Origin of the sequence: Streptomyces sp. CA-106110 (assembly GCF_050936285.1) — a bacterium.
In the GTDB taxonomy this organism is placed as follows: Bacteria; Actinomycetota; Actinomycetes; order Streptomycetales; family Streptomycetaceae; genus Streptomyces.
The window spans coordinates 1,625,971-1,637,050 of record NZ_JBNJNB010000001.1; the positions used below are offsets into that span (position 1 = coordinate 1,625,971).

Genomic DNA, 11,080 nt, shown 5'->3' on the forward strand with positions numbered 1-11,080 from the left:
CCGTCCGCCGGCCTCCGGGCCACCCGGGGTACCGCTCGGTCCGGACTCGTCAGCGGAGGTGGACTAGGCGTCCGCGACGCCTCCGGTGTCCCGTGTGCCCTTCGGTTCCTCGTCCCGCCCGGCCGGGGCGTCGGCCTTCGCGTCCCGTGCGGCCTTCTCCTCCTCGGTCGGCGCCTTGAGACTCAGGACCAGTTCGTCCTTCACGACATCGGCGATGACCGTGTCGCCCGGGTTGAGCGTGCCGTCCAGCAGCATGTTCGACAGCCGGTTGTCGAATTCCGACTGGATGGTGCGGCGCAGCGGACGGGCACCGAACTCGGGCTGGTAGCCACGGTCGGCCAGCCACTCCTTGGCCGCCTCGGTGACCTCCAGCCGGACCCCCTGCGCATGCAGCCGGCGCCGGGTCCCCTCGAGGAGCAGATCGACGATCTGCACCAGATCCTCGCGGCCCAGCGAGTGGAAGACGATCACTTCGTCGATCCGGTTCAGGAACTCGGGACGGAAGTGCGCGTGCAGCTCCGCCATCAGATCGTCCCTGATCTCCTCGATGTCGCCGGTGTGGTCGAGGATGTGCTTGGAGGCGATGTTGCTGGTCATGATGACGACGGTGTTGCGGAAGTCGACCGTGCGCCCCTGGGCGTCGGTCAGCCGCCCGTCGTCCAGCACCTGCAGCAGCAGATTGAAGACGTCCGGGTGGGCCTTCTCCACCTCGTCGAACAGCACGACGCTGTACGGCTTGCGGCGCACCGCCTCGGTGAGCTGGCCCGCCTCCTCGTAGCCGACGTAGCCGGGTGGAGAGCCCACGAACCGGGAGACGGTGTGCTTCTCCTGGAACTCGCTCATGTCGAAGCGGATCATGCGGTCGGGGTCACCGAAAAGGAGTTCCGCGAGCGCCTTTGCCAGTTCCGTCTTGCCGACTCCGGTGGGGCCGAGGAAGAGGAAACTGCCGGTGGGCCGGTCGGGATCGCCCATTCCGGCCCGGCCGCGCCGCACCGCCTGGGCCACCGCGGTGACCGCCTGGTCCTGGCCGATGACGCGCTCGTGCAGGAGCTCCTCCAGCTTCATCAGCCGCTCCCGCTCGGTCTCGGTCAGCTGGGAGACCGGGATACCGGTGCGCGCCGAGAGCACCTCGGCGATGTCGTCGACGGTGACGACGGAAGGCGTCGCCACCCCGCCCTCACCGATCCCGGACAGCTGCTGCTCCGCCTCGGCGATCTGCCGTTTGATCTCACTCGCCCGCTCGTAGTCCTCGGCGTTCACCGCCTCGTCCTTCTCCCGCCGCAGCCGGCTGAGGCCCTCCTCCAGTTCCACGGCCTCGGTGTCGCCGACCATGCGCAGCGCGACCCGGGCTCCGGCCTGGTCCATCAGGTCGATGGCCTTGTCGGGCAGGAAGCGGTCGCTGATGTAGCGGTCGGAGAGGTTGGCCGCGGCGTCCAACGCCTCGTCCATGTAGCGGACTTGGTGGTGGGCCTCGTAGGAGTCGCGCAGCCCGCGCAGGATCTCGATCGTGTCCTCGACGGTGGGTTCGGGCACCATGACGGGCTGGAAGCGGCGTTCGAGCGCCGCGTCCTTCTCGATGTGCTTGCGGTACTCGTCGAGGGTGGTGGCCCCGACGACGCTGAGGTCGCCCCGTGCGAGCGCGGGCTTGAGGATGTTGCCCGCGTCCATGGAGCCCTCGCCCGTGGCGCCCGCGCCGACGACCTGGTGCATCTCGTCGATGAAGAGAATGACGCCCTTCTTGGCCTCGGTGACCTCGTCGATCACCTTCTTCAGGCGTTCCTCGAACTGACCGCGATACTGCGACCCGGCGACGAGGCCCGCCATGTCGAGCGCGACCACCCGGCGGTCCTTCAGCGTCCTGGGCACCTCACCGGCGACGATGCGCTGGGCCAGTCCCTCCACGATGGCCGTCTTGCCGACGCCCGGATCACCGATGAGCACCGGGTTGTTCTTGGTCCGGCGGGAGAGGACCTCGACGGTCTGCTCGATCTCGCTCGCCCGGCCGATCACGGGGTCGAGCCGCCCGCTGCGCGCCTCGTCGGTGAGGTCGCGCCCGTATTCGTCGAGCGTCGGAGTGTCGGGATGTCCGCCTGGCGCCTGCCCTTGCCGGCCGACGCCGCTCAGCGCGCCTGGGGAGGCACCCTCGGACCGGAGGGTCTCGGCGAGCGGGGAGCGAGCGTCGTCGAGCAGCGCCGAGAGGATGTGCTCCGGGCCGATGTAGGAGGAACCGGCCCCCTGGGAGCGGGCATGTGCGGCCAGCAGGGCGCGCTTGGCCGCCGGAGTGAGTGCCGGTTCGCCGGTGCCGGTACCCGAGGGCAGCGACGACTCCAGGTCGGCGGCGAGCCGGTCGGGATCCGCGCCGGCCTGTTGCAGCACCTGGCGCGCGGCGGGCACCTGGGTGGCGGCCCACAGCAGGTGCACCGCGTCGAGATCGCAGCCGTCCTCGGCCGCCCGCGCTCCCGCGGCGGCGAGGAGCTCGTGCGCGGACTCGCTGAGCAGACGTCCGATGGGCACACGTTGCACGGCCGGCGGCGAAGTGGCCGGGCTCGTGCCGAAGAAGCGGTTGAAGAGATCGGAGAACGGGTCACCTGACCCGAAGGGCGAGATCGTCACGATTGACCACCCGTCCGGCAGCGACACACGGCCGCATCACCGTAGTCGATTTGCCCCTACTTGCCCAGTCTTCGCCAGTTCGCACAGCATGACAAACGCTGAGCAATCGACGCATCGGGGAGATTGAGGAAGATACGCAGGGGTACTCGGCCGCGCTGTCATGCGGGGCTCCCCACCGATGAGTTCTTGCGTCCCCGCCGGTCATGCGGGTACGAGGACCGTCAGAAGCGGAGGAACGTATGAACGCGAACGGGCCACTGGACGAGCGGTTCACCGCCGTCCTGCGCAGGAGCGAGGCCAAAGGCGGCTGGACGTATGTGGTTTGGCCGAGGTCCGTCGAGTTCTTCGGGACGCGTGGACTGGTCAAGGTGCGCGGCACGATCGACGGGCACCCTTTCCGCAGTTCGTTCATGGCCCTGGGCGACGGCACCCACAAACTGCCGGTCAAGGCTGATGTCCGCAAGGCGATCGGGAAGCAGGAGGGCGACACCGTGGCCGTCCACCTCGAGGAGCGGCTCAGCCCGTGACGCCCGCCCGCGCAGCGTCCCGATAGCGCCCGGGGGCGACGCCCACGGTGCGCTTGGACGCGTTACTGAAGGCGCTCTCGGAGCTGTAGCCGGCTCAGTACGGGCGCTTCGATCGCGGCGGCCCGCATCCGGACCAGCTCCGGCAGGGCCCGCGCAGCAGGTCGGGGCTGGGCGGCGTCTCCTGCGAGAACTGCGGCATCAGCCCGCTGGTGGCCGAGGCGGACGAGACGGCCTGGCGGGCCGGGGCGAGTCGGCAGGCGTTCTTGGTTACGCGGTCGACCCTGAGGCGGCCGCCCGCCTCCGGGAGGTGAGTGGACGCCTCACGGTTTGATCGCCTCGCGGACTGATCGCCACGCGGATTGATCGCGGAATGATGGCCTCGCGGCCCCCCGGCCGCCGCCGGGGCCACCGCCCCAGCCGCCGCCGGCATGGCCGCGCTGCACGCCTGGCGGCCTGATCGTCCCGCGGCGGCCGCAGGTCGATCAGGCCCGGAGCGCTACGCCTTGAGGACCGCGTCGATCCGCGCCAGCTCCTCGTCGTCGAAGTCCAGGTTGCGGGTGGCGGCGACGCTGTCCTCCAGCTGCCGCGGGCTGCTCGCCCCCACCAGCGCCGAGGTCACCCGGCCGCCGCGCAGCACCCAGGCCAGGGACATCTGGGCCAGCGACTGCCCACGGGACCTGGCGATCCCGTCGAGCGCACGCAGCTGACCCACCAGGTCCTCGGTGAGCGACTCGGCGGTCAGGGACGGGCTGCCGCTCGCAGCCCGGGACCCCTCCGGGATGCCGTCGAGGTAGCGGTCGGTCAGCAGCCCCTGCTCCAGTGGCGAGTAGGCGATAGAGCCGGCCTGGACCTCGTCGAGCGTGTCCAGCAGCCCGTCCTCGGGGCGGCGGTCGAGCATCGAGTAGCGCGGCTGGTGGATCAGCAGCGGGGTGCCCAGTTCGGCGAGGATGCGGGCCGCCTCGCGGGTCTCCTCGGGCGAGTAGTTGGACACGCCCACGTAGAGCGCCTTGCCCTGCTGGACCGCCGAGTGCAGGGCGCCCATCGTCTCCTCGAGCGGAGTCTGCGGGTCGGGGCGGTGCGAGTAGAAGATGTCGACGTAGTCCAGACCCATCCGCTTCAGGCTCTGGTCGAGGGACGACAGCAGGTACTTGCGGGATCCCCACTCACCGTACGGGCCGGGCCACATCAGGTAACCGGCCTTGGTGGAGATCACCAGCTCGTCGCGGTAGGGCGCGAAGTCCGCCTTCAGGGCGTCGCCGAGTGCGCACTCGGCGGCGCCGGGCGGCGGGCCGTAGTTGTTCGCCAGGTCGAAGTGCGTGACCCCGAGGTCGAAGGCGCGGCGCAGAATCTGCCGCTGGATCTCCACCGGACGGTCAGGGCCGAAGTTGTGCCACAGACCGAGGGACAGCGCGGGCAACTGCAGGCCGCTGCGTCCGGTGCGGCGGTAGGGCATGGCCTCGTAACGGGCGGGATCTGCCGTGTACAACGTGCACTCCAGGATGGCGTTCCTCGATGACGCGGTCCACTCTCGCCCGCCCTCGCACCGGCGGTCCAACAGAGGAACCGGATGGAATTCAGCGTCTACGCTTCTCAATCATGGAATTGCGCCATCTACAGCACTTCGTCGCCGTCGCCGAGGACCGGCACTTCACTCGGGCAGCGGAACGCCTGATGGTGTCGCAGTCGGGCCTGTCCGCGTCGGTCCGCGCCCTCGAGCGGGAGCTTCAGGCCCCGCTGTTCGTACGCACCACCCGCAGCGTCACGCTCACGGAGGCGGGCCGTGCCCTGCTGGTGGAGGCCGAGCGGATCCTGGCCCAGGTGCGTGCGGCCCACGAGGCGGTGGCCGCCGTCCAGGGCGTGCTGCGCGGCACAGTGTCCCTCGGCACCGAACAGTGCATCGCCGGGGTGAACGTCGCCGGGCTGCTCGCCGCGTTCCGCCGTCGGCACCCCGACGTGGAGATCCGGCTGCGGCAGGCGGGGTCGGGCGCGCTGGCCGAGGAGGTCGCCGCGGGCCGGCTGGACCTGGCGTTCGCCGTGCGCACACAGACGGACACCGACCAACTGCGGTCCGTTTCGCTGACCAGCGAGCCGATGACCGTGCTGTGCCACCCGTCGCACCCGCTGGCGGAGGGTGGCCCCGTGACCCCCGAAGATCTGGGCGGCGAGGCGTTCGTCGACTTCCACCCCGACTGGGGTCCGCGCCGCACCACCGACGCGGCGTTCGCGCAGGCCGGCGTCCAGCGGACCGTGACACTCGAGGTCAACGACGTGCACAGTCTGCTGGACCTCGTCCACGAGGGGCTCGGCGTCGCCGTGGTCCCCCGGCACTTCGGGCAGAAGCGGGAGGCGGCGACCCTGGTGTCGCTTCCGGTCAAGAGCGACGCCCTGTACGAGACCCTCGCCCTGCTGCCGCCGGACGAGGCGACGAGCCCTGCGGCCCGGGCGCTGATGGGCCTTCTCACGGCGGCCGCGCACGAGGCGCCGGAGGCGGCAGGATGACCGGCGCGCGGCGCACGTTCGCCTGACGTCGCCGGCCGCGATGCGCGATGGTGGACCCATGCATGCGAAGGACATCCTCATCGACGCGTACGACCGCATCCAGGAAGAAGTCCATGCCGCCGTCGGCGGTCTGGGCCCGGACGAACTGAACGCCCGGCCCACCGATGACGCCAACTCGATCGCGTGGCTCGTCTGGCATCTGACCCGGGTGCAGGACGACCATGTCGCCGACGCCGCCGGCCTCGAGCAGGTCTGGCTCTCACAGGGGTGGGAGAAGCGTTTCGGCCTCGATCACCCCAGCCGGGACACGGGGTACGGCCATACCCCGGGGAAGGTCGCCAAGACGCTGGTGGAGTCGGCCGACCTGCTCATCGGGTACTACGACGCCGTGCACGAGCAGACGCTCGGCTTCCTGCGCGGGCTGGCCGCCAAGGACTTCGAGCGGATCGTGGACGAGAGCTGGGATCCGCCGGTCACCCTGGGCGTACGGCTGGTCAGCGTCCTGTCCGACGATCTGCAGCACGTCGGACAGGCCGCCTATGTGCGGGGGCTGCTTTAGAGCGCCGCCTCGTAGCCGGGCAGGATCACGTCCCGGATGAGGGCGTTCCGCTCGTCGAAGGCGATGAACGCGCTCTTGACGGCGTTCACCGTGACCGTGCGCAGGTCCTCGACCGTCCAGCCGGCCTCCTCGACCAGCAGGGACATCTCCCGGGTCATCGTGGTGCCCGAGACCAGCCGGTTGTCGGTGTTCAGGGTGACCCGGAAGCCGAGGTCCTTCAGCGTCGTGATGGGGTGCCCCGCGATCGAGGAGGCGGCGCCCGTCTGGAGGTTGGAGGTCGGGCACATCTCCAGCGCGATGCGGCGGTCGCGCACCCAGCCGGCGAGCCGGCCGAGCTTGTCGTCGACGATGTCCTCGGTGATGCGCACACCGTGGCCGATGCGCTGGGCACCGCAGACCTGGAGGGCCTGGTGGATGCTGGGCAGGCCGTATGCCTCGCCCGCGTGGATGGTGAACGGCACACTCTCGTCGCGCAGGTACTCGAACGCGGCGAGGTGATCGGCGGGCGGGAACCCGTCCTCGGCGCCCGCGATGTCGAAGCCGACCACGCCCGCGTCGCGGAAGGCCACCGCGAGGTCGGCGATCTCCCGGCTGCGGTCGAACATGCGCATGCCGCACAGCAGGGTGCCGACGCGGACAGGGGTGCCTGCTGCCGCCGTCTTCGCCATACCGGCCGCGAGACCCTCCTGCACGGTCTCCACGACCTCGGGCAGGGTGAGACCGCCCTTCAGCATCAGCTCGGGCGCGTAGCGCACCTCGCCATAGACGACGCCGTCCGCGGCGAGGTCCAGGACGTACTCCTCGGCGGTGCGCAGCAGGCCCTCGCGGGTCTGCATGACGGCCAGGGTGTGCTCGAAGGTGGCTATGTAGCGCACCAGGTCACCGGAGTTGGCCGCCTCGTAGTACCAGTCGGCGAGCGCCTGCGGATCGGTGGTGGGCAGGACGTGACCGACCTCGTCGGCGAGCTCCACGAGGGTCGCGGGGCGCAGACCGCCGTCGAGGTGGTCGTGCAGGACGGCCTTCGGAAGGCGGCGGATGGTCTCGATGTCGATGCGCGGGGCGGTCATGTGCGGTGGTTCCTCGGCAGCTGGTTCTGAGGGCGGGTCACGCGGCGGGCTGGAGTAGGTCCCAGCGGTTGCCGTACAGGTCCTGGAAGACGGTCACGGTTCCGTACGGTTCGTGCCGCGGTTCCTCTAGGAAGGTCACGCCGGCGGCGGTCATCCGGGCGTGATCGCGGGCGAAGTCGTCCGTGTGCAGGAAGAGGCCCACGCGCCCGCCGGTCTGGTCTCCGACCCGGGCGCGCTGCGCCTCGTCCTTGGCCCGGGCGAGCAGCAGCCCGGTGCTGTGACCTGCGGCGCCGGGCTCGACGACGACCCACCGGGAGCCGTCCGGCCGCGGCTCGTCGGCGGTGAGCCGGAAGCCGAGTGCGTCGGTGTAGAAACGGATCGCCTCGTCGTAGTCGTCGACGACGAGGGTGACCAGGGCGATACGTCTCATGGGGCCTTCCGGGGAGTACGGCGGTGCGGGGTTATACGTAACACGTAGGGTACGGCATTCCGGCACGTGCATTGGCGGGGTGACGGCGGGTGCCGGAGGCGGCGGGGCGGCGTTCTGGGGGTGCGGTCGGGTCGGCCCCGCCGCCGGCCGGAGTGGCGGGGCAAGGGACGGAAGCGGCACGGCACGGGCAGGGTGCGACGGGGCTCAGGCCGGGTGCGGCTGGGGCTCGGGCCTGGAGCGGCTGGGCTCAGGCCGGGTGCGGCTGGGGCTCGGGCCTGGAGCGGCGGACGGCGCTCCAGGCGGTTCGAGGGCGTTCGGCACCCTGGTCGCGCAAGTCGTTTCCGGCGGCCCCCCTCGCCCTGCTCGTCGAGGTCGTTTCGGCGGCTTCCCGCCCCTTGGCCGCCCGGGCCCTGTCGGCGCCCCCTCGCGTTGGCCCCCAGGACTTGTCAGCGGCCAATCTCGCCCTGGTGACCCAAGCCCTGTCGGCAGCCGTCCTCGCCCTGGCCGCCCAGGCCGTTCAGCGGCCCTGACCGCCTATGTCGTTCGTCGCTCCCGGCCACCGAGGCCGTTCAGCGGGCGGCCTCGCCCTGTGCGACCTCGACCTGGTGATGGAAGCCGATGACTCCGGTCGCCGAGGCGCAGGCGGAGAGCGCGGCGCAGGCGACCAGGAGGGCGGTGATCCAGGAGACGGCCCGGTGCGGCGTGCGGGGGGTCGCCAGCAGGGCGGCGACCCGCTGCGGCACCGGTCCGGTGTTCACGGCGGCCGCGAAGGAGGGCCGCTCCCGGTGGCCGGCGCGGGCGGCGAGCGCGGCTCGGCCGATGGCACGCGCGGTCAGCCGCCGGTCCCCCACCACCGCGGCGGCGGCCTCGTCCGCCGTCCGCTCGACCGCGAGCCGGATGACCGCGGCCGCGGTACGCAGCGCGGGGTGGCAGTGGGCGGCCAGCTCGGCGAGGGCGAGAAAGTAGTGGTGTCCGCCGGCGTTGTGGGCCCGTTCATGGGCGAAGAGCGCCTCCCGCTCGTCCGGGCCGAGGCTGCGCAGCATGCCGGTGGTGACGACGATGCGGTGCGGCCTGCCGGGAAGGGCGTAGGCCTCCGGGTGCGGGGCGTCGATGACGCAGAGGTCACCCGCCGTGGAGCGGCGGTCCGCCTCGCTGGTGGCGGCGCGGAAGGCCCTGGACTGGCGCAGCACAGCATGGCCCACGGCCCACAGGCAGACGGCGAGCGCGCCCACCGAAAACGCGGCCGCAGGCACCACGAACAGGTCCGACCCGGCGCGGAACGGACGGACGAGTGCGCCGAGCGCGGCGAACAGCGGCAACTGGAGCAGCCCGGTCAGGACGAAGGCGCCGAGCGCGGTCAGGGAACAGAACGCGAGCACGAGCGTGGAGCCCGCCACCAGCCAGAGCGCGGTCGAGGGCGCGAGCCGTGCGAGAGCGCGCCGTGCGAGCGGGGGCGTCGCGAACGGCAGGGCCAGGGGAACGAGCAACAGGAAGGTCACTGCTCACCCGATTCCAGTAGGTCCCGCAGGACACGCTCGTCGTCCTCGCTGAGCTGGGCGACGAACCGGGCCAGCACCGTGTGCCGGTCGCTGTCCCGGTCCAGTTCGGTGTGCATGCGCCGGGCGGTGAGCCCGTGGGCGTCCTGGACCGGGAAGTAGGCGTAGCCGCGGCCCTGGCGCGCGCGGCCGACGACGCCCTTCTCATGCAGCCGGGACAGGATCGTCGTCACCGTCGTACGGGCGAGTCCCGCGCCGAGGCTCAGCTGCACCTCGCCCGGGGTCTGGGGGGCGCCGGCGGCCCAGAGGGCGGCCATGACACTCGCTTCCAGCTCACCTGCCGGGCGGCGCTCGTCCTTCGCTTCGGCCATGGAACCTTCCTCACCCCGCCGTCGTCTACATTGCCGTAGACCGTCTACAAGATTGTAGTCTTTATGCGGTCGGGCCGGTCCCGGACCGCATGTCCATTATGGAAGGGGCTCACCACTATGGGCGCAGCTTCGCGCACCAGGCCGCCGAACGCGGCCGCCGTGAGCAACATGCCGTGGTGAGGCGGCAGGACAGGGCCGACCTCGCCGGTTCGACGGCGGTGGGCGCCCTGGTGGCGTTCGTGTTGCTGGCCCTGAGCGTGAAGGGACGCGGCGGCGCCCCGCTCTTCGGTGACCAGGATCTGCTGGCCTGGTCGGTCGGCCACCGCCCACCGGTCGGGGTCTCGGTGGCAAGGGCGGTGACGTACACGGGGACGGGGCTGGTGCCCTATCTCCTGGCCGCCGTCGCCGGTCTCCTGATCGGACGCACGCTGCGGCAGCGCGTGGTCGCCGTCGCCGCCTGTCTGGCCTGCCTGGCCCTGGGACAGACCGTGCGCTACAGCGTGATGTCGCTGGCTGCACGCCCCCGCCCCGCGACAGAGAACTGGGTGACGCACGCGTCGGGCTGGTCATTCCCCTCGGGCCACACGACGACGTCCGCCATGGCCGCCGGGCTGCTGGCCCTGGCCATCCTGGTGCGCGCGCCGCGGGGTCGAGCCGGCTTTGTGGCCGTTGCCCTCATCTGGGGCGCCCTGGTCGGCCTGAGCCGGGTGTATCTGGGCGTCCACTGGTTCTCCGACGTGCTGGGCGGCTGGCTGCTGGCCCTGTGCTGGCTGAGCCTGTGCACCTACGCCGCCATCCGGTTGGTGCGGCGTACCGGCACCGCCACACCGGAGTCGACTGGGTCCCCGGCCCCCTGAATGACGCCGTGCGCACAGCGGTTCGACGCCCCGGCCGCCGGGTGCCGTACTTGAACCAAGGCCGCACAGCCGCCGGCGTCGTGGCCCGCGTCATGCAGCGCTCCTCACGCTGACCACCACCATCTGGCACCGCGACCGGAGCGGACAGCCGGCCCTGCGCTCGCTGACCGTCGACGACCGCTGACCCTTCGGGCGGATCATCTAGTTGGGCGGTGCCAGGGTGCGCAGGACGTCGAACTCGTTGCCCTCGGGGTCGGCCATGACCACCCAGCTCCGGCCAGGGCCCTGGCCCACGTCCACCTTGGCGGCGCCAAGGCCAAGGAGCCTGGCCACCTCGTCGTCGGTGCTGCTGTCGATCGGGCTGACGTCCAGGTGGAGCCGGTTCTTCACGGTCTTGCCCTCGGGCACCCGGATGAACAACAGAGTGGGCGGCATCTGGCGGGCCAGGACCTCCTCGACGGTCGGCTCCCAGGAGCCGATCTCGACCTTGTCCTCGCTCCGGTCGATCACCTTGAAGTCCAGGACCGCGCACCAGAAGGCCGCGAGCAGCTCCGGATCGTGGCAGTCGACAACCAACTCGGTGAACCTACAGGTCATGACTCCCCCAGTGAGTGAGGACGGGGGCTCAGCGTATGGGGTCCCGCCACCCGTCCGGCAAGTC

11 protein-coding genes and 1 pseudogene are annotated in these 11,080 nt (G+C 71.3%); 4 read left to right on the plus strand and 8 right to left on the minus strand.

The features are described from left to right. Positions 1–63 precede the first annotated feature (63 nt). Positions 64–2,613, minus strand: a complete 2,550-nt coding sequence (locus ACQEXA_RS07595; RefSeq protein ID WP_432935895.1) for an ATP-dependent Clp protease ATP-binding subunit — start codon at positions 2,611–2,613, stop codon at positions 64–66. Between the two features lie 239 nt (positions 2,614–2,852). Between ACQEXA_RS07595 and ACQEXA_RS07600 the strand changes: the two genes are divergently transcribed. After that, complete coding sequence (locus ACQEXA_RS07600) at positions 2,853–3,140, plus strand: DUF1905 domain-containing protein (protein ID WP_432935893.1); 288 nt, start codon at positions 2,853–2,855, stop codon at positions 3,138–3,140. Here ACQEXA_RS07600 and ACQEXA_RS07605 read toward each other — a convergent pair. Both ACQEXA_RS07605 and mgrA read right to left on the minus strand, forming a co-directional pair. Further along, positions 3,130–3,231, minus strand: a pseudogene (locus ACQEXA_RS07605) (AraC family transcriptional regulator); the annotation flags it as partial. The gene ACQEXA_RS07600 and the pseudogene ACQEXA_RS07605 sit on opposite strands and share 11 nt — an antisense overlap. A 405-nt stretch (positions 3,232–3,636) precedes the next feature. Beyond that, entirely contained in the window at positions 3,637–4,626 is a 990-nt protein-coding gene (mgrA, locus tag ACQEXA_RS07610; protein ID WP_432935891.1) for an L-glyceraldehyde 3-phosphate reductase, read from the minus strand. A gap of 110 nt (positions 4,627–4,736) precedes the next feature. Here mgrA and ACQEXA_RS07615 point away from each other — a divergent pair, with 110 nt between their 5' ends. Together ACQEXA_RS07615 and ACQEXA_RS07620 are read left to right on the plus strand one after the other, a co-directional pair. Continuing rightward, entirely contained in the window at positions 4,737–5,639 is a 903-nt protein-coding gene (locus ACQEXA_RS07615) for a LysR family transcriptional regulator (protein WP_433129151.1), read from the plus strand. Between the two features lie 58 nt (positions 5,640–5,697). Next, complete coding sequence (locus tag ACQEXA_RS07620; RefSeq protein ID WP_433129153.1) at positions 5,698–6,198, plus strand: mycothiol transferase; 501 nt, start codon at positions 5,698–5,700, stop codon at positions 6,196–6,198. Here ACQEXA_RS07620 and ACQEXA_RS07625 read toward each other — a convergent pair. From ACQEXA_RS07625 to ACQEXA_RS07640, 4 genes are all read right to left on the minus strand, one after another. Beyond that, entirely contained in the window at positions 6,195–7,265 is a 1,071-nt protein-coding gene (locus tag ACQEXA_RS07625; RefSeq protein ID WP_433129155.1) for an adenosine deaminase, read from the minus strand. The genes ACQEXA_RS07620 and ACQEXA_RS07625 overlap by 4 nt on opposite strands. A gap of 37 nt (positions 7,266–7,302) precedes the next feature. Further along, complete coding sequence (locus ACQEXA_RS07630) at positions 7,303–7,695, minus strand: VOC family protein (protein WP_433129157.1); 393 nt, start codon at positions 7,693–7,695, stop codon at positions 7,303–7,305. Positions 7,696–8,264: 569 nt separating this feature from the next. Further along, the gene (locus tag ACQEXA_RS07635; RefSeq protein ID WP_432935878.1) at positions 8,265–9,194 is read right to left on the minus strand and encodes a M56 family metallopeptidase; all 930 of its coding nucleotides are present in this window, start codon (positions 9,192–9,194) and stop codon (positions 8,265–8,267) included. Next, positions 9,191–9,562, minus strand: coding sequence for a BlaI/MecI/CopY family transcriptional regulator (locus ACQEXA_RS07640; RefSeq protein WP_432935876.1), 372 nt, complete (start codon positions 9,560–9,562; stop codon positions 9,191–9,193). Before ACQEXA_RS07640 ends, ACQEXA_RS07635 begins: the two co-directional genes overlap by 4 nt. Positions 9,563–9,651: 89 nt before the next feature. Between ACQEXA_RS07640 and ACQEXA_RS07645 the strand changes: the two genes are divergently transcribed. Beyond that, positions 9,652–10,419, plus strand: coding sequence for a phosphatase PAP2 family protein (locus tag ACQEXA_RS07645; protein WP_432935874.1), 768 nt, complete (start codon positions 9,652–9,654; stop codon positions 10,417–10,419). Between the two features lie 201 nt (positions 10,420–10,620). Here the strand turns inward: ACQEXA_RS07645 and ACQEXA_RS07650 are convergent, their stop codons facing one another. After that, on the minus strand, positions 10,621–11,016 hold the full coding sequence (locus tag ACQEXA_RS07650) for a VOC family protein (protein ID WP_432935872.1): 396 nt from the start codon (positions 11,014–11,016) through the stop codon (positions 10,621–10,623). Positions 11,017–11,080: the final 64 nt, after the last annotated feature.